Raw genomic sequence first — 18,782 nt, forward strand, 5'->3', positions numbered from 1 at the left:
CGGAGTACCGTTGTAGTGGGGGCACTATCGCCCTCCAGACCTCCCATTAAGGTAGCGCCTAGGGCAGTGCCACCGCAGAGTCCCGAAAGCCAGGCGCAAATTCAGGAGCTTTGGACAAGGGACGTAGTAAACAGCCAGATTACCACGCCGAGACCAGCTACAGTCATGGTTGCGAGAACCGGATACTCGCTTAGCTTCACGTAGAGGCTGCCCGAGCGAACCCATCCCTGGTGGGTTCCCCTTTCGTGCATACCATAGCCAGCCCGATAGAGCGCGTTGTCCTCCCGATCTCGAGACGGGCGATCCGACTCTCTTGGCTGACGGTGGGGACTTTGATCAGATTGCCACATTAGAGTCAATTAACTTGAAGCCCCAAGGTTTTAGAGCGGCGATCGCTATTTCTCTATCTACACCTTCATAAACCTCCCATTCGGACTGCGGATCTTTAGGATGTCCCTCGCTCACATGACCTGCAACTTTGATCACCGGAACGCCCACCAAGCGATCGCGCTCTATGCCTTTTGGGAGTGCTAGTTGAAGTTTGTGACCTACGAACTTCGATGCACTTGAATTAGCTACTGATTCACGGACTAAACAGATATCACCAGCAGTCCCCCAAGTTGTTGGGTAAATGTGGAGGAACGATATATACGTTTCTGGTTTGATGGCTCTTTTTAGAATTTGCATTATCTGTAATCCTTAGACGTTTGCTAAAAAATCATATGAGTATTTTCTCTCACTGGCTGCAACTGTTTTAATTTTGCAACCCCGATTAAAATACCGTTTATCTAAGTGACTGCTGCTATGTACACCTGTTCTTACAATTTTATTATGCGATCGCTCTTACGGTTATGTGTAGGGGTCACGGTTACCATTTAACCGAGAAGTATTAAAACCCTTCTTTGGTAATCGTCGTAATTATAAATTATTAATTAGCTATAGGATTCCTCCAAAGATTTTTGAAATACACGTAGGGTGTGCCTTGCTCACCAAAACCCAGATCTAACCTAGATATAGTGGGCAAGGCACACCCGAAAGATACTTAAATTTTTTCAAAAATCAAACCGGATTGCTATAGTAATGCAGCATTTCAAATAAGTCTGTGCAGAAATGCGATCGCTCACAACCTTCGAGGGGCTTAGGAGCAAGGCGATTAGTACAATTGTATGGGGGAAAGCCCAGGTTAAACTCAATCAGACACAAAACCTGGAAGGAACCGTAACGGTATTCCTCCCAGGACAGCAAATGTTCTCTCGGGGTGTTAATTCAGGAACAATAAAATTAGAATTGTTTCTGAAATGCTTAATGCACAGGGCTTTGGAATAAATGCTTTCCCTGTCCTTCGACTTCGTGTTGTTGGATACGAAGTTTGGCAATATGTTGGACTTGAGAGAATCTCCTTAACTATTGCCTCTCGCCAATGGTTTTTGACCTTTTCTAAGAAAGCAAACAGCAGTGCCAAACGCTAACATCCCCAGTATAGAGGTAGATTCTGGAATAGTTTTTGGAGTTTGGTCTGTACCTTGCCGCAGTTTCAGAGTTTGCAATTTCGCACTTGGCGAGTTTGTCGTTGATCGTGATTGAATAGGTATAGCAGAGGCGACCTTACCAGCAATTGCATCATCAATAAATGAGGCATAATTAGACACCCGTGTTGTTGCTGTAAACTCACCAAAACTGCTGTTGGTTTTCTGATCCGGATCTGTGTGAACTCCGTTTGGGAAAAGAAATGAATCGCTAAAGCTGTAGGAAGCAATACCAGCAACCAAATCATTAATAAATGCAGGTCCACCTGAATCACCGCCAGCTATATTGCTTTCATTGGTTCCCAAGCCTAAATCGTTGATACCAAAGTGAGTGCCAAAAGCATCATTCGCAGGTAAGCCACTATCGAAATCAAACAACAATTGACTTCCAGGGATGATGCCTGTAAATCCAGGAACTTGCTGCTGAAACAGTGAACTAGTAATATCACCCAAGGCATCAAACTTATTCTTTCCCGAGTAAGCTAGATGGGAAAGATTACTCTGAGTATCTTCTCCTAAATTTGGGTTCCCAATGTAGCCGTATCCTACTTCCGTGAAAATTTTGCCGACTTCATCTTGAGCACGATAAATGTCATATTGTTGAGCTTGGCTAGGTGCTGGCGTACCTAGTCGCAAAACAGCAATGTCGTTACCTTTGTAAAAAGTGCTATCGTACCCAGGATGGACATAAAAGTCAACAACGGGCATTGAGACTGAACCTGTAGGCAATTTGAAAGTTACGTTTGTTTTATTCAAAATCTTGGTATTAAATTTACCATTTTTGTCTGTGATGCAGTGGGCTGCTGTGAGAATATGTAAACCTCCTTTTAACAAGGAACCAGTGCAGAGATCAAGTGAAGTATTTATTGGTACAACACCACTGAACTCTCCAGAGGCAAGCTGGTGATTTTGTGAATTATTAGCAGTAACTATTGCCCCTGCTAATTCTGCTGTTCCCAAGGTAGAAAGCACCGCCCCAACTACGGCTATTGATTGATGTTTCAAACTTGCCATGCACATCTACCTCATCGTTATGGTTTGGTTGTTTTGGGTTTGTAGTGTCGCAAATCGCGAAACTACAAACCTATAAGGGTAACTTGCACCCAAAACCGGAAAATTCTCCAAAATTTACCATGATTTTTTTTAACCCACATATTACTATTATGTTGAGCGCAACCAGTCATCATACCTAAGTAGTGTATTTTTAATCACCGTTATTTATGGTAACAACAAAAAACAATATTTGTTTTTATCGTAATTTTGGCATACAAAGAAAGAAGAGGAACTTTATAGACAAGAGGTGGATTATGCAACAGCAGATAGACAAACATAGCTTTCTCTATCAGAAGCGAAGTTACCACGGTCAGTTCACGCCAGAGGCTCTGCTATTCAACGCTAACTTACAAGAATTTGCAACACGAGTTGGCTACATTTGCAACTTACAGACTCTGGGAAAGCTCTCCCAAGAAGACGCTTACCAGCAAATAAACGCGCTCTGGGAACAGTTAACGCACAGCTATGCTGCACTGGGGATTGATTCCAACACAGAAAATTAGGGTTCTCTGCGGATTCAAATTGGTCCCGAACAGAAAACCCTAGAATATCACTGGAAAATCGTCTATACGTAGGTCGAAGTGTTTATGCTGGCATATCGCTTGCATAAGATATGAATTAATGCACCCTAATTAAATAATGTAGTTCTGATCACAGTCCCAGCGTACGACCTGGAAACCCAGCAACATCAAAGTAGCGAGTTTTTCCGACTGTTTGATATTTGAGGATTGTCTGCAAACCATTAGCGGCAGATGGAGATTTCAGGGTAAAAGACTTATGCTGAACGTTGTCAGGTCCACTAAGGAGCGCTTCACTTAACACTCGACCAACTAGCTTACCCTGAGGAGACAACTTTAGATTCAGTACCTTCGCCAAGGTTGGTGCTACATCTGCGTTACTCACGGGAGCCACATCTTCATAATCCTGTTTAAAGTCAGGTCCAATTGCTGCCATTGTGTTGTAAGTATCAGCACGACTAAAGCTTCCATGCATTCCTTGTCCCTGCTGCAAGTTTGTATCTGCTATTTCCACACCACAGGCTGTGGGATTGCCGCAACCTGTGTCAAAGGAGCGAAAATTTACTAAGATAGATGGTTTAGGAGTCCGTGCGGCTCCTCGAAGAGCGATCGCCTCTAAAGGTAAAGTCCCAGGAATTTTTCCCAAAGAATCATCCACAAACAAGCCGCTGATATAGTCTTGCTTTAGCAGCATATCTACAATCTTTTTCGCAGTGGCTTTTTTGTTTGCAGCATTAGGCAGATAGAGCAAATCAGAACCACCATTACCAGCAACTATGACATCTGGTTTTCTCGGGTCTTTACCAATGATACTGTTTCTAGAAGTCTGCCCTTTACTAGGATTGAGTGGAGCATTGTTCTGATCTGGGTCAAACATAGAGAGCTTTAACTCATGCGCTATGTCTATTCCCAAAAAACCAGTTGGTAAAAAACCTTTTGGCACATCCGGGTAAGAAAGTGTTGCTGCATAACTGGTTTTGCTTTCCTTACTAATAGTCGAAAATCCGTGGTCGGCAGTCAAGAATATATTTGTCGTCTCTTCCAAACCCAAATCCCTTAATGCAGTGCGAATTTGAGCTAGGTTCTTGTCAACATTCTGGCGGGCTGCTTGCACGGTGGGACCATTGATACCAGGAACGAGTTGGTTGAGGCTGTCGCCGTGGTTATGCTGTGTACCATCTGGATCACGAGACCAGAAAACCAGCACAAAGGGTTTTTGCCGCTGCTTGAAAAGTGGCAGGATTGCCTTAGTCGTGACATCAGCAAAATATTGCTGCTGAACTGTATTTGCAACTTTGGTACCTGGAGTCTTGCTGTCCCCATGATTACCGTTTTCTCCCCGCGATGGCGTTGCTGTTGGCAATGAGTTTTTGGCAAGCAGTTGTGTAACTTCAGAACTTAGAGAAATTTCCGTCGGCGTGCCGGTGGCGTCATCAAAAATGATCGTTGGTTCGCCCTTTTGCAACGTCACATCTTGAATCAAAACTGGTCCGATTTTTCCGACAGCAGCAGTACTGAAACCTGCTTTTCTTGCGGCTTCTAACAGAGTTTGTTCGTTGAGGTAGTTGGCACCAAACTGTTTGTTAACTTCTTGAAGAACGGCATTGTTTTCTAGGAACGGAACTACGCTGTTTTTGGCACTTTTGACCGGGGCGCTGACTTGGATAGTATTGCTAAAGTCACCCGTATCTCCCAAATAGTGACCGGTGGCGATCGCCGAAGCGTTAGCGGTGGTGAAGGTCGGAAATAAAGAGTGACTGTTAGTAAACTTGACTCCCCGTTCCCGTATCTCGTTCATGGTTGGGGTATCGGTAGCATTTATCGAAGTCGGACGCAGCCCATCGGCAACGAAAATGACCATACTGTGTTGTATCGCTTGCTGAGCGCGTTTTCCAGGCATTGCCGTACACGCTGCAATAACTGCAATGACAAAAAGCGTCAGGAATAACCAGCGGCGACCATGTGTAAAAAACCGCATAACCTTCCGGATGTGAGGACACCAAGATTGTATTACTAGTCAGTCAAATTTCATCCTATAGGTATACACCAAATGGCTGTTTTTTAAAGCTCATAAATTGACTGATTTACCGTATTTTAAGTCATGGTGAAAGTGAATGTATGAAGAGTCCCCGGCACTGCTAAAGGTGAAAAGTGAGTGAGCTTTCCTTATCACGCCTGTTAGGAAGCAGAGTGTAGATGTGTAGCGATAAGCAGGCGGAGAAAACGCTTCCATCTCTAATTTGCTTATTTTTTATAGGAAAAGCTAAATTTTCTTCCTTAAAAATCCAATAGCTTTTTGGGAGATATTGCCGTCGAAAAGCGAAATTAATCATCTTAATATTTATCAAAATACCGTATTTTAGCTACTGCAAAAACGCTGATAATTTCCCAACAAGATTGTGTATTTAGAGAAAATTAAATAACTTTATGCAAGTTGTTTATTACCTAAAATTCTATCGGGTTAGGAGGAATCAATTGACTTGGCAAAAGCTAATTCTATCAGCAGTAAAAATTTTCAATATGTGTTACATTTAAAAAAAATTAGAGAAGCACCCAGTTTCCCAATTTAATATTGGGTGGTGAGTAAATGATTAACCTCAAACGCTATTACGTTTAATTGGTTTAATCACTAGCCTTCATATGCCAATCGAAGATAGAACGGTGCTATTTCACATAAAAAATACCTAGCGAGCAAAAATCGCGGCTATATAAACTTACATATAGCCTTGGTAGAATAGTGGATTTTTTTGTAGACTCAGTAATTTCAAATTTGAGCAGCTATTGTTAAAAAAATGCTCTTTTAGAGAATTTTGCTGTCTTAAATAAAGCAACGAATGAAGATTTTATTTCTCATAATCCAGCTACTGAAAATCCCCAGAAAACCTGTATGTCACCAAACAACATGAAAAGCATTTCTAGGTTTTATAAAACTCTTTTTGTTGTCGGTACTGGGCTATGCTTATTGCCTTTGTCCGCAATATCTGCATTTGCTCAAGCCGATAGCGCTATTACCATCTTCCAACCACCGCGTTTGGTTGCTGCTACATCGACTTACATAAACACAGATGTTCGGGAAGCAACATATTATTTCACCATAGAAGTACCAGCCAATGCTGGAAAACCACTCCAGCAAGTTAACATCACTCAAAGACAAGGTCTTGAACGTATTCGTTACGATGCACAAGAGAGTCGTGCCTTTGAGGGAACTCCTGATCGTAAAGGACAAAAGTTACCAATCCAACTAGCCAGCAATGATAGCCAAAAAAATACTGTTACAGTGACCTTTGACCAACCAATTCCACCAGGTAAAACGGTCACTATTGGTCTGAAACCTTTCCGCAATCCTAGCTACGATGGCGTCTATATATTTCAACTCACAGCATTTGCCCCTGCACAGCAGACCGATGGTCAATATATTGGCACAGGTCGCTTGCAATTCTATAGAGGGCTATAACCTTTGAGCTCTCCACGCTTTGAAAAACGTGGATTCTAGACTGTTGTTGCGACCTGGGATAGGCGCCACACTCCCTTCGGGTTCGCAGAGCCGGCACGAGGGAAACCCTACCAAGAGCCCTGTCTCACCGCAACGTTGTCTCATGTTTTTTGTAAAACACGCTGACGAGGGTAAGACAGCCCTACCCGCCTCGACCCTTCGACAAGCTCAGGGCTGTACGGCACTTTCCTTCCTTCCAACCCTGTTCGCGCAGCGTCTCCGCTACTGAGAAGATTTTACGCACCGCAGGCTCCTAAAAAGGACTTCTCAGTACAACCCCATATCTTCATTTGTGAGGGTAGGCATGGCATCACGTTTGTTTTTTGGAGTTTTTCATTCTTGTGTTACCATGACATCAATATAACATAGATTTTATATCATGAGTAGATTTAGCGCAAGGTTCTCCAAAGAAGAGTATGAAGAGTTGGTAAAGCTAAGCAAACAAAAAGAGAGGTCTATAAACGAGTTGATTAGAGAAGCAGTTAGACAATACATTGAAAAAGAAACAAAGGACTAAAGTCCGAAGAAGTCGGATTTCATCCGCCCCTTAAAAACACAGATGTAGTTTTCCTCCGTGCGTCAAACTACATCCCCTACTTTGCACTTCGAGACGTTCCAGGTGAGCGATCGCTCGTGGCGGGTGGGGAACAAAATTCAGTTTTCCGTGCCTTAGCAAAACTGTCTGGTGATGGTTCTTACTGGTTTGGTGAATCTATCAGTCTCGTTGACCTTTTTTGAATTCACGCGTTCACGCGTTCACGCGTTCAATCCGGAAGAATAATTTTGAATTGATTAATTCTGGGTACAAGCCCCCACCATATGCAATGATATTGGTGGTCAATAAGACAGTGGCGGTACACCCGCTCCCACTAATTAAATTTTGAATTTTGAATGAGCGAATGCGTGAATGTTTGAGAAGCGAGTGACCTCACATATTACCCTTGGTTTGAGCGTTTGGCTGTTATTAAAGAATATCGTGGTTTTCAGTTACCATCTGAATTAACCCGGTTACGGCAATGGAAGCATGCACTGAAAGAACGCGAATCTGTGAAGGCGATCGCCAATTCTAAGGAATTCTACTTACAGCGATACGCTAGATTTGCATCTGTACCTGCTGGCGCTGTCAAGTAAGTACGTCAACAACGCACAGCGAGGAAATTTGAATATGAAACCACAGATGTACACAGATAAATTACCTGCATATATATGGGTGCATCTGCGGTTCCTAATAGCCCTAGACCGATTTTTGCAAGAAATCTAACGCCAAACATCTAAATTCTAAAATCAATCATTGTCTGCCGATAGGTATCTGGCAATCCTGTGTCAAAACACTTTCCTTTCACAAGATATCCTGTCATTCCGTCTTCTTCACGCAATCTATCCAAACAAGATGTTAACTGAAATTCTCCTCGTTCTCGAAAGTTTTGATGAATGTGTTCTGCCAAAAAATCAAATATTTTCGGTGTCAGTACATACAACCCAAACATACAGAGAAACTCATCATCTTTCATTCCCTCTGTATGCAAATATTGACGAGCATACTCAATGGAGGGTTTTTCGTAAACTTGTGTAAGTGAAAGAAGCGAATTGAATGATTGCCAAATTCCTGTAACACAGCCAGCTTGATGGAGAATTTCTGCTGGCATAACTGTCAACCCAAGAACGCTTTGATTGACTTGTTCGTAAACGTCTATAACTTGACTAGCACAGGATTTTTCAATGTCTGATGAGTAAACGTGGTCACCTAGCATGAGCAAAAATGGCTCATTTTTCACCCATTCCTTGGCACAGAAAACAGCATGACCGTAGCCTTCTTGTTCTTCCTGCGTCAAAATTGTGATTCTGCTGCCTAGTTCTTGAAGATATTTGCTGTATTCTTGATTTTGGGGGGAAAGTTTGTTGAAAAGTTCTTTTTTAGGTGGACTTTTAAAAAAATCTGCAAAAATTTCTTTATCTCCTGGTTGCACCACAATCCCAACTTCTTCGATTCCGGCACTCATCGCTTCTTCAACAATTGCCAGAATCACAGGTTTTGCCCTGCCATCTTTATCAATAATCGGGAAAAGTTCTTTTTTAACAACTTTGGTGGCTGGAAATAATCGAGTCCCGAAGCCAGCCGCTGGAATCACAGCTTTCCTTACCTTATTTTGTTGCATAAATTGTCAGTTTTAAACATTGCATTTGTGGAAAATTCTGCTCAATGATTTCGATGACTTTTTGTTGGCTTTCTGCGTCTTTGACAATAAACTGTGCAGTGCCATCTCCTTGTGAACCCACGCCCTTGCCACCTAAAATATAAGGTTGGATGAGTTCATACTCAAGAAGTTGGTGCAGTACGGGAGCAGTTAACTCTTCTGGACAAGCGGGTATCAAATGTTTGTCAAATTCTGCCTGTGCTTGTTTCATAAGAATACCAAGTTGTTCAGCGTCGCCTTTTTGTAAAGCATCAACCGCTGCTTGCGTTATTTGATAGCTGATGGAACTGAGATATTTCTGTACATTCGCTTGGACTTCGTTGGTAGCGAAGGGATAACACTCATTGAGTTGAGTGAGAATTTTTTGAGTATTTTTGCTAGCACCGAGATCCACAATTACAAAGAATAAATCCTTCGGTACCTTTAACTCTATGATATGAGTGCGATTGGCAATGCCTGTGCCCCTTGGGCAATCGCCATCAAATATCATAGCAATAGGACGATTACCGTAGGCACACGCCTGATCCATCCGCCCACATCGGGAAGGCGTAGTAATCTCGCCGAGATATGCAAACTCCATTTCCTCCTGGAGAGTCATCTTTAAGTCATACACCTGATTGAATGACCGGGCTACCAGTACACAAATCGCAGCACTGGACGATAGCCCTTTCTGAATTGGTAAATCTGTCAGGTAATTGTCAATCTCCAGCCCAGCGACAGGAAAGCTAGCGAGAAATTGGTAAGCAACGCCAGCCGCATAACTGCAAAAACCACCCTTTTTGGCTTCGGATAGTAAAACCTCCTTTTCGATTGGCAAAGTCAGGGTTTCACGGCTTCCATCACTGAGAGAGGCGTGAAGAACAAGCTGAGTTGGATGAGGCTTCACCCTAGCATAAAGCCCCTGATTGGTACCCACAAGCAGCGTGTAGCCTACCTTAACCTCAGGATTGTGACGACGATATTCTCCCGCCCAATCGCTGTGTTCACCAAACAGACAAAGACGCCCAGGAACGAAAATTTGCATTTAGTCTACCCTGAAATCCTCCCGCTCTCCAGTCATAAATTACTATGACGAATGTCAAGTTGAAATTAATAGGTTAACACAGACACATAAATACGGAAAAAAAAGTTATAAATTAAAAATTGAAAATTGAAAATAATTTGAATTTTGCAGATAAAATTCTTTCAGTAGGGTTTCATAATTTTCTTGACTTTCATGTCAAAAAAAGTATCAGAAGTCAATTCCGTAATGATTGCTAAATTAGCAACTCATCTACTAGGGTCAGTTGGCAAACTGTCACTCACCAGATTCCGCGTTTCATTCTAGAAGAGATATTCTTTATTAGTGCAAGGAGTGATACCATTTCACGATATGTTTGCCACAGCTTATATTCGCAATTCGTCTCACCGACAGAATGTTGCGGGTTTCAAATGTTGCATCAAAGCGGTGATTTGGTATAGCTTTATACAGAAGAAGCGCTGGGGTGAAGAAAGTCTCAAGCGCTTTTTTATGTACAAATAAAACAGGCTCGCTCTCTGGGGAAGAATAAATTGAAACCATACAGAGCAAGTGGAGACATTGTATAATTGCTTATACTTTAGTCAGAAATACTTCGCAAGCATATTCTCCAACTGCTGTACCGTTGCTCTAGGAGAGGGACGGGGCAAGGGTAGCTCCTTTGCTTCGTCCTGTGTACCCTCTGTACCTCTGCGGTGTACTAGAAAAAGCACTGGTACCTCGTATTGATAAGCTTGAAACCAATCTTCACGAGTCGTAATATCCCGGTTCTCTAGCTCAAACTTGAGATTTTGTATCTGTTCGAGCTTTTCCTGCAAGCCCTCACACAAATGGCAACCCGGCTTGCTATATAAGATGATTCGCATTTGTTTTAACCCTCTAGTACAGTACTCAACCCAATGTAAAAACCCCTCTCAGTATTGAGAGGGGTTTTGTAAAGTTATTTTGCTAAAAATTGCAGTTGTTGCCCTAGAACAAATTCATGATAGTGATAACACCAGCACTGGTTAGCATGACCAAAGCGCCCATAACTATAGACTGGCTCAATGAATTTGGAGTTTTGGAATCGTTCATTTGTCGAATTCTTTAATTTTAAGGATTCTACTAACAATATCAGTATCGCCATATATATAAATAGAAACATAGTAAAAATTAAACAACGGTAAATAATCTTATTAAATACAATAGTATTTACTTACCTGAAGATAGATACCTTGGTAAAGTTGCCTCAAGTATAAACTTTTGTAAATAGCTTGTTGTACATTTAAGTTGCCGACTTCTCCATTCCTCCTCATTGCTGATTGCCCTTTGGGCACTGCGCTCCGCGCAATCGGCAGTCGCACGCCACTTGCACGCCCCTCAAAAAGAACCTGGAGTTTTCCCCGAATCCCGCCCTCTTGGCAATGGTTCCCGAATATGCGAATTACAGAATTCCGACCGATCTATGTGCCTTTGTAGTGTAAAATTAACTTTAATCAAGCAAGGAATTTATTGGACTGGAGAATAATTAATGACTGCTTCGACAGCAATTACACCGGAAAACGCCAGTTTTGACTTAGAGCAACTCAATCAGAAATTTGAGACTGCCCAACCAAGAGAGATACTGGCATGGTCTGTCGAGAATATTCCTACTGGACTGGTGCAAACTAGCGCCTTTAACGTAGATGACTTAATAATCACTGATATTTTCTACCGTGACCTTAAGCACCCAGTCCCTGTGGTATTTCTCGAAACACTGCACCACTTTCCCCAAACTCTAGAACTGGTTGCTAAGGCTAAAGAAGTTTACAATCTGGATTTGAAAGTTTACAAAACTCCAGATGTAGACACTCGCGAAGCCTTTGCCGCAAAATACGGTGAAGCACTTTGGGACAAAGATATTGCCAAATTCCACGAACTCACCAAAATTGAACCGTTGCAACGGGGTTTAGCTGAACTCGAAACTATCGCTTGGATCACTGGACGTCGCCGCGATCAAGCCGTCACCCGTGCCAATATGCCGGTATTTGAACTAGATAGCAACAACCGCCTAAAAATCAATCCCCTAGCTAACTGGACACGCGAAAAAAGCTGGGAGTATGTAGCTGAACACGGCGTGATTTACAACCCATTGCATGACCAAGGTTATCCCAGCATTGGCGATGAACCCATCACGACGACCGTAGGCGAAGGTGAAGATGAACGCGCTGGACGTTGGCGGGGAACTGGTAAGACTGAGTGTGGAATTCATATTTAAGAGGGAGTAGGGAGTGGGGAGTGGAGGAAAAGAAGAATTTCCCTTAACTCTCCCCCTCGCCCTCTCTCCTCGTCAGCTTACTCTGCGCCTGTGCGGTTAGATAAAACAATTTCTAAGCAAGTTTAACGAGTATCTTTGTGAAAAAGCTGTTCCAAATCTGCTAATTCACCCTCTGTTGCTGCATCAATTGGTGGCAAGGGTCGTTGCATCATTGAAGTATGAATTAGAGCGATCGCTTCTGGACTTTTGTCGCTTGCAACCCTAACTTACGTAAATATTCTTTAATCTTTAATACAATATTGCGTCGATCGTTATTGAGGTCACAAGGGTAATGCTTCTCTGACTAACCGTCCGGGGGGTCTGTTTCAAACACAGGCTCCTTTTCTTTTTATACTTGTACAAATACATAGCTTTTCTCACGCTTGCACTTTTTAGTGTAAAATCCAGTACTTTAGGAAGATCTTGTATGAAGAGATCAGATAAGGCAAAACAAATCGTATCTCCCTGGTGGCGCTGGCCTCTTGAAGCTCTATTCCCTGATAAAAAATTTGATGGACAATTTCAAAACCCAGGCAGCGAAGAGGTTTTTGATTTTGACTCGGTGATGGGATCACCTGACCCAATCACCACGATTGCATCTGACATCGTCTATTATCCAGAAAACGATAAGCGCGAACTTTTTGCAATATTTATCTCTGGGCTGGGACAACGTGAGTCAGAATCTTCAAAAAGGAGCCGTAGGTATGCTACTACTCTCTTAACTGGCATCGCCAATATGAACAACTCCACTTTTCTTAAAAAACGTCCAATTATCGCTTTCATTAACCGATACCTTGACTGGATTAATGCAGTTCTTGACTATCTAGGTTTATCTGGTAGTCCAGTCATTGAAAATGCGGCAACTTTGATTACTTATGCCGTAAACAACAGGGTAGCTCTCAATATATCAGGCGATAGTCTCGGAACAATTTTCTTGGCTAGAGCTATTAAGGTTGCTAAAAGAAACTTTATCAGTGGACGCGCTAGGGTGTTTGACTTTACAGAACGACGAATTCAAGAACAGAAGTGGCAGCAGCGCACTAGTCAACTTATCAATGTCTTCACCTTCGGAAACGGCTATCGAAAATGGGTACGAGGTCCAAATTACATTATGGTTTTCATTCAAGGCGATCTATTACCAGAGAAATTTGGAATGACACCCCAAAGAGCTATTAAGCAAAAACGAGACGATATAAAGTTTCTGATATTTCCGCGTTTGTTTCCTCAAGGCAGCTTTGAAGCCCATAACATGATGTTTACAATCGAACTTCTTCGGCAAACCTTTGAAAAAAATCAGATTCAAGTTGGTGATTTTGTCGGCTTATATAACAAACTCAATTCCAGCACCCTAGAAATTGCTACACCAGATGAAGTATCATGGCCAAGCGACATGAAAAACTATGCATGGTATCCAGACAGCCTTAATTCAATTCCATCTTTATCGTCACAGATATAAACAGATATAAAATAATGGGGAGACAAACTAGTTTCCTCCACGACTCCCCGATTCCCTTATGATTAAAATCCTCCACCTCTCCGACATCCACATGGGAAGCGGTTTCTCCCACGGACGCATCAATCCCGAAACTGGATTAAATACACGATTGGAGGATTTTGTCAATAGCCTGTCCAAATGTATTGACCGAGCGCTAGCAGAACCAGTAGATTTGGTTCTATTTGGCGGTGATGCTTTTCCAGATGCGACACCGCCGCCCTACGTACAAGAAGCCTTTGCTGGTCAGTTTCGCCGCCTTGTAGATGCAAATATCCCCACAGTGCTGTTGGTGGGGAACCACGACCAACATTCCCAAGGACAAGGTGGAGCCAGTCTATGTATTTACCGCGCCTTGGGAGTTCCGGGAGTTGTTGTAGGTGATACTTTAACCACTCACAGCATCCATACCCGTAATGGAAGCGTGCAGGTGATCACGCTCCCTTGGCTAACCCGTTCCACTTTGATGACTCGCCAGGAAACCGAAAGTTTATCTATGGTTGAAGTCAACCAACTGCTTACTGAACGTCTGCGGATTGTCCTAGAAGGAGAAATTCGCCGCCTTGACCCCAACGTGCCCACTGTTCTTTTGGGTCACTTGATGACGGACAATGCTAGCTTGGGAGCCGAACGCTTTTTAGCAGTTGGTAAAGGTTTTACGCTTCCCCTATCTTTGCTGACGCGACAGAGCTTTGACTATGTAGGGCTGGGACACGTTCATCGCCATCAAAACCTGAATAAATCTAATGATCCGCCAGTGATTTATCCAGGGAGTATTGAACGGGTGGATTTTAGCGAAGAAAAGGAAGACAAAGGCTATGTGATGGTAGAACTGGAGAAAGGTCGCGTCCAATGGGAATTTTGTCCTTTGCCAGTGCGGGCTTTTCATACAATTGAGGTGGATGTCTCTAAGGTTGAAGACCCACAGGCGGCAATCATGAAAGCCTTAGCCAAACGCGATATCCAAGATGCGGTCGTGCGGCTGATTTACAAACTTCGCTCAGAGCAGTTGGATTTAATTGATAGCTCCGAGGTGCATAGTGCTTTAAGTCCAGCGCATACCTACACCATTCAACCAGAATTGGTCAGCCAGTTGGCTCGACCCCGCATTCCGGAATTGAGCGCCAGTAACAGCATCGACCCAATGGAAGCGTTGAAAACATATTTGAACAACCGCGAAGACCTCAAGGACATCGCAGCATCAATGCTGGAAGCAGCGCACAATCTCTTAGCGAATGATGTGGAAGTATGCCTAGAAGCAGCAGCTCATGAGCAGGAGTTTCAAAATCATCTGTCGGTAGGCGGTAGAGATACTCAGCTCCCTCTACTGTAAAATTTAAAATTAAATGGTGATTAATCTGGCAAAATTGCAATATTCCATGCTCAGTAGTTAATGTTTATATCTACAGAGCAATGACAAAAATCGTTGCCAGGTGGACCCTGTATGTCCCTCTACCCACAAATTAAGCAATTTTTACTCGGTAAAACTTTACCCACAAGCGCTCACGCTGAAGAAAGATTGAGTAACGCCACTGCCTTGGCGGTTCTTTCATCCGATGCTCTCTCCTCGGTTGCTTACGCTACAGAAGAGATTCTGCTGATTTTAGTGGCAGCGGGAAGTAGTGCCCTAGGTTTGTCTCTGCCTATTGCTGTAGCAATTATGGTCCTCCTAGCAATAGTCGTGCTTTCTTATCGACAAACCATTCGAGCTTATCCCAAAGGCGGTGGCTCGTATATTGTTGCCAGAGAAAACCTTGGTCTATATCCTGGACTGGTGGCAGGGGGTTCGCTGATGATTGACTATATTTTGACAGTCACCGTCAGTATATCTGCGGGTACAGCCGCCCTCACTTCAGCATTCCCAGCGCTGCAACCCTTCACAGTCAGCCTTTGCTTGATTTTTATTTTCTTGTTGACGCTGGCAAATCTTCGAGGTGTAAAGGAATCAGGCAGAATATTCATGATTCCTACTTATGCCTTTATTGCCAGTATTTTTGTGCTGATTGCCCTTGGTTTGTTTAAATACGCTACGGGACAAGTTGCCACAGAATATCCCAGCATCCCTGTTAAAGAAGGACTCAGTTTGTTTTTCATTTTGAGAGCTTTTTCTGCCGGATGTACGGCGCTTACAGGAGTGGAAGCCATATCCGATGGGGTGTTGGCTTTTAAGGAACCAGAGTGGAAAAATGCTCGCCTGACATTGCTCTACTTAGGCGGTATTCTGGGACTCATGTTTGTGGGAATCACCTACGTATCCAACATTTATCACGTTGTTCCGGAACACGGGCAAACAGTCGTTTCTCAGTTGGGTAGATTAATTTTGGGGAATGGACCATTTTACTTTTTTGTCCAAGTTGTCACGCTGCTCATCTTACTTTTAGCTGCCAATACCAGCTATGCAGACTTTCCCAGACTTTGTTACTTCTTGGCGCGAGATGGATTTTTGCCGCGACAATTATCACTATTGGGCGATCGCCTAGTTTATTCCAACGGCATCATTCTCCTCAGCCTCTGTGCGGCTATCTTGGTGATTATCTTCAAAGGAGACGTAAACGCCGTTATTCCCCTGTACGCGGTGGGTGTGTTTACTTCCTTTACCCTATCCCAAGCTGGAATGGTACGCCGGTGGTTCCATGAACGTACACCCGGTTGGCAAGCCAGTGCTTTGATGAATGGTTTGGGAGCTCTTGCGACAGCTGTGGTTCTAGGTGTCATCATATCAACCAAGTTCATGGGCGGAGCTTGGTTAGTGGTGGTGGCAATTCCTGTGGTTGTCGCCATATTTTTAGCCATTCACCGCCACTATCAATACGTAACCCAACGTCTTAGTATTGAGGGATTACCGCCTCGCAGTTATACTCCCAGACCTAAACCCGAAGTTGTCACTCACCCGGCGGTGGTTGTGGTAGGACAACTGAATCTGGGAACTGTAGAGGCTTTGGACTACGCACGCACGATTGCTGATGAAATTGTTGCAGTTCACGTAGATGTTGGTTCTACAGGGGGAGAAAAACTCAAAGAACAATGGAAACAATTGGAGGCAGATATTCCCTTAGTCATTATCGAATCACCCTATCGCTCTGTGATATCTCCAATTGTCGAATTTGTTAGTCAGTTTGAAGAGCGTCATCCTGGTACTTACACAACAGTTATTATTCCTGCTTTTGTGACTCGCAATTGGTGGGAAGGACTTTTGCACAACCAAACAACTTTGTTCTTGAAGACAGCTTTAAGAGCTAAGAAAAGTCGAGTTGTCAGCACTGTCAGGTATTACCTGTAACAGCGTGAAGGAAAAATTTCATTTATGAGTAAAATATGACTAAAAAGCCAGGTTTCTTTGCTTGTGACCAAAAGAAGCCTGCTTTTTTTGTTTGTAAAATCTTAAATATTTAAGCTGAAGTTCCCCAGTGCGAATGTACTAAAAAAGCTCGCGTGCCTTACTGCACAATAAAATCAGGAATTGATACTTCATATACTGTACCCATGTACACGCTGGAACTAAAGGCACATCAATGGTAAGCTAAAAAATCGGGTTCAACGCCTCATTCTCGCGACGCCACGCCCCTTTGACAATTTGTAAGGGCGTAAAGCGGTTGAAGAAAATTTTGAAAGCCGCTCTAGCTAAGCATCAGCGCGCTTTTTACTTGGGGGGAACTTCAGTTTCAGAGTCAATTCCCTCAAAACCGCATGACTCCCGGAATCTCCAGCACCAAATCCGCCCCATAAACGGAGGCGGGAGTTTGGAATCCTGCCTGAGCTTCGCCTTGGACTATGCGTTTCATAATTGCCACAGCAGCTAACGCAGTAAAATCGTAGGCTTCGGGACCTTCCAGCTTTGCCGTCACTTTTTGACCGCTTTCGTCTTCGACAACGCCAATGACTCTTGTCGTACCCCTTGCTCGTTCTGCCGCACTTGGTCCGGGGGGTAAAGTTTGAATCAGTCGTGCTAAAGCGCTTTGGAACAACGATGAGCTAAATAACCATCCCAAATACTGACTCATTTGCATGAGTAGACGCACAGGAGTTGGAAACACTGTGTATACCTCAATATTGGGAATGCCGGTACTGTGGAACGCGGTCAAAATATCGGCTCGCCAAGGGTTGCTGACTGCAACGATCACACCAGAACCAAAATCAATTTTGCGACTTTTCCACGCTGGTCGAGCGGGGATGAGTTGACCTTCTTTTCTCACCACACCCATCACATGTAAGTTGGGCAGAACTGTATTTGCTGTTCCCTGAGATACACCGCCCTGTGTTTCATAAGCTAATATCAGTCGATTGGCTGTCGGTAACTGATGTTTGAGGTAAACAGCTAAACAGTCGGTTGGGACAACTCCAAACCCCACGCCAGGCATAAGCATGACTCCTGCATTTTTAGCCTCAGTGTCTCGTGCAGCTAAAGCCTCAAATTCCGGCACTTCTCCAGCTATGTCTAAATAATGGGTTTTGGTTTGCACACAGGCGTCTACAAGCGGCTTTGCGGTTTTTGAAAAGGGTCCGGCGCAATTCAGCACAGCTTTGACATCCGCGATAGAGCGAGCGATCGCATTTGGATCGTCTAAGCCAACAACTCGAAAGTCCAGACTTAGTTTATCGGCTGCTGCTGCCAGTGAACTCTGATTTCGTCCTGCCAAAATTAATTCTAGACCGTTACTTTTAGCTGATGCAGCAATGAGTTTTCCAGCGTAGCCAGTTGCACCGTATAGTAAGACCCTTGATGTCATCATTTTTATACTATCTTTCCTTAAGAATGCTATATATTCGATGGCATTGCACATTTGTGGAATGGGCGTCAAGTGTGAGACAGGCTTTGCAGCCTGTCTGCTTGAATTTTTAGAGCTGCCAAGCCCTCAAGAGTGAGTGAGCTAGCCGTTATGAACAACCTGCTGCCATAAGAGGACTTCAGGAGGTTCAACCAAAAATTCTGCTGCTTTTTCTGACAAGGCTTTGATGTACGGCATTTCTAGGTGCTGCTCCAAAATGTCCTTGCTGATCCAGTTTTCGTGCAGCATAAATAGCGATGGATTATCAACAGATTGATGCAAATCATAATTAATACATCCATTCTCAGAACGAGTAGTCGCGATTACGGTTTGAAGTTCCTGCTTGAATCTGTCCTCCAGACCCTGCTTAACCTTCATGCGAGCGGTAACAGTCACTTGGTGATTTGACATTTTTTCATCCTTGTTTTTGGTAGTTGCTAACTCAA

18 protein-coding genes are annotated in these 18,782 nt (G+C 43.5%); 9 read left to right on the plus strand and 9 right to left on the minus strand.

The features are described from left to right. Nucleotides 1-204, plus strand: a 204-nt coding sequence (locus tag AACT52_RS13360) for a hypothetical protein (protein WP_233153925.1), incomplete at its 5' end; no start/stop codon positions are given. Nucleotides 205-336: 132 nt separating this feature from the next. On the opposite strand, the gene AACT52_RS13365 is transcribed toward AACT52_RS13360, so the two are convergent. The 3 genes from AACT52_RS13365 to AACT52_RS13375 form a co-directional block, all read right to left on the minus strand. Beyond that, nucleotides 337-687 (minus strand): hypothetical protein, encoded by a 351-nt coding sequence (locus AACT52_RS13365; protein WP_073631224.1) that lies wholly within the window; start codon nucleotides 685-687, stop codon nucleotides 337-339. 372 nt (nucleotides 688-1,059) lie between these two features. Next, the gene (locus AACT52_RS13370) at nucleotides 1,060-1,245 is read right to left on the minus strand and encodes a hypothetical protein (RefSeq protein WP_158054625.1); all 186 of its coding nucleotides are present in this window, start codon (nucleotides 1,243-1,245) and stop codon (nucleotides 1,060-1,062) included. A 155-nt stretch (nucleotides 1,246-1,400) separates the two neighbouring features. Next, nucleotides 1,401-2,540: a trypsin-like serine protease gene (locus AACT52_RS13375; RefSeq protein WP_073631228.1), complete on the minus strand. Its 1,140-nt coding sequence runs from the start codon at nucleotides 2,538-2,540 to the stop codon at nucleotides 1,401-1,403. Between the two features lie 293 nt (nucleotides 2,541-2,833). Here AACT52_RS13375 and AACT52_RS13380 point away from each other — a divergent pair, with 293 nt between their 5' ends. Further along, nucleotides 2,834-3,082 carry a DUF7219 family protein gene (locus tag AACT52_RS13380; RefSeq protein WP_073631229.1) on the plus strand — a complete coding sequence of 83 codons (249 nt, stop codon included), beginning with the start codon at nucleotides 2,834-2,836 and terminating at the stop codon, nucleotides 3,080-3,082. Between the two features lie 148 nt (nucleotides 3,083-3,230). On the opposite strand, the gene AACT52_RS13385 is transcribed toward AACT52_RS13380, so the two are convergent. Then, nucleotides 3,231-5,075, minus strand: a complete 1,845-nt coding sequence (locus AACT52_RS13385; RefSeq protein WP_073631231.1) for a nucleotide pyrophosphatase/phosphodiesterase family protein — start codon at nucleotides 5,073-5,075, stop codon at nucleotides 3,231-3,233. A gap of 909 nt (nucleotides 5,076-5,984) precedes the next feature. Here AACT52_RS13385 and AACT52_RS13390 point away from each other — a divergent pair. From AACT52_RS13390 to AACT52_RS13395, 3 genes are all read left to right on the plus strand, one after another. Then, nucleotides 5,985-6,551, plus strand: a complete 567-nt coding sequence (locus AACT52_RS13390; protein WP_233153926.1) for a DUF2808 domain-containing protein — start codon at nucleotides 5,985-5,987, stop codon at nucleotides 6,549-6,551. A 418-nt stretch (nucleotides 6,552-6,969) separates the two neighbouring features. Continuing rightward, the gene (locus AACT52_RS41365) at nucleotides 6,970-7,107 is read left to right on the plus strand and encodes a ribbon-helix-helix protein, CopG family (RefSeq protein ID WP_083630294.1); all 138 of its coding nucleotides are present in this window, start codon (nucleotides 6,970-6,972) and stop codon (nucleotides 7,105-7,107) included. 437 nt (nucleotides 7,108-7,544) lie between these two features. Further along, entirely contained in the window at nucleotides 7,545-7,721 is a 177-nt protein-coding gene (locus AACT52_RS13395) for a hypothetical protein (RefSeq protein ID WP_272937095.1), read from the plus strand. Between the two features lie 140 nt (nucleotides 7,722-7,861). On the opposite strand, the gene AACT52_RS13400 is transcribed toward AACT52_RS13395, so the two are convergent. The 3 genes from AACT52_RS13400 to AACT52_RS13410 all read right to left on the minus strand — a co-directional run bounded on the left by AACT52_RS13400 (nucleotide 7,862) and on the right by AACT52_RS13410 (nucleotide 10,669). Next, entirely contained in the window at nucleotides 7,862-8,746 is an 885-nt protein-coding gene (locus AACT52_RS13400; RefSeq protein ID WP_073631233.1) for a UTP--glucose-1-phosphate uridylyltransferase, read from the minus strand. Then, nucleotides 8,733-9,809: a mevalonate kinase family protein gene (locus AACT52_RS13405; protein ID WP_073631235.1), complete on the minus strand. Its 1,077-nt coding sequence runs from the start codon at nucleotides 9,807-9,809 to the stop codon at nucleotides 8,733-8,735. Before AACT52_RS13405 ends, AACT52_RS13400 begins: the two co-directional genes overlap by 14 nt. A 578-nt stretch (nucleotides 9,810-10,387) precedes the next feature. Further along, nucleotides 10,388-10,669, minus strand: a complete 282-nt coding sequence (locus tag AACT52_RS13410; RefSeq protein WP_073631237.1) for a glutaredoxin family protein — start codon at nucleotides 10,667-10,669, stop codon at nucleotides 10,388-10,390. 644 nt (nucleotides 10,670-11,313) lie between these two features. Between AACT52_RS13410 and cysH the strand changes: the two genes are divergently transcribed. The 4 genes from cysH to AACT52_RS13430 all read left to right on the plus strand — a co-directional run bounded on the left by cysH (nucleotide 11,314) and on the right by AACT52_RS13430 (nucleotide 16,850). Continuing rightward, nucleotides 11,314-12,039, plus strand: coding sequence for a phosphoadenosine phosphosulfate reductase (gene cysH / locus AACT52_RS13415; RefSeq protein ID WP_073631239.1), 726 nt, complete (start codon nucleotides 11,314-11,316; stop codon nucleotides 12,037-12,039). Between the two features lie 466 nt (nucleotides 12,040-12,505). Continuing rightward, nucleotides 12,506-13,534 carry a hypothetical protein gene (locus AACT52_RS13420; RefSeq protein WP_073631241.1) on the plus strand — a complete coding sequence of 343 codons (1,029 nt, stop codon included), beginning with the start codon at nucleotides 12,506-12,508 and terminating at the stop codon, nucleotides 13,532-13,534. A gap of 58 nt (nucleotides 13,535-13,592) precedes the next feature. Continuing rightward, nucleotides 13,593-14,903 carry an exonuclease subunit SbcD gene (gene sbcD / locus AACT52_RS13425; protein WP_073631243.1) on the plus strand — a complete coding sequence of 437 codons (1,311 nt, stop codon included), beginning with the start codon at nucleotides 13,593-13,595 and terminating at the stop codon, nucleotides 14,901-14,903. Nucleotides 14,904-15,014: 111 nt separating this feature from the next. Beyond that, a complete protein-coding gene (locus tag AACT52_RS13430) occupies nucleotides 15,015-16,850 on the plus strand; it encodes an APC family permease (RefSeq protein ID WP_073631245.1) in 1,836 nt (611 codons plus the stop codon). Between the two features lie 397 nt (nucleotides 16,851-17,247). Here AACT52_RS13430 and AACT52_RS13435 read toward each other — a convergent pair whose 3' ends face one another. Beyond that, nucleotides 17,248-18,300: a saccharopine dehydrogenase family protein gene (locus AACT52_RS13435; RefSeq protein ID WP_158054628.1), complete on the minus strand. Its 1,053-nt coding sequence runs from the start codon at nucleotides 18,298-18,300 to the stop codon at nucleotides 17,248-17,250. A gap of 138 nt (nucleotides 18,301-18,438) precedes the next feature. Beyond that, nucleotides 18,439-18,747: a putative quinol monooxygenase gene (locus AACT52_RS13440; RefSeq protein ID WP_073631247.1), complete on the minus strand. Its 309-nt coding sequence runs from the start codon at nucleotides 18,745-18,747 to the stop codon at nucleotides 18,439-18,441. Nucleotides 18,748-18,782 lie beyond the last annotated feature (35 nt).

The sequence above is a fragment of the Scytonema sp. HK-05 genome (assembly GCF_963872035.1).
Classification (GTDB): Bacteria; Cyanobacteriota; Cyanobacteriia; order Cyanobacteriales; family Nostocaceae; genus Kalymmatonema.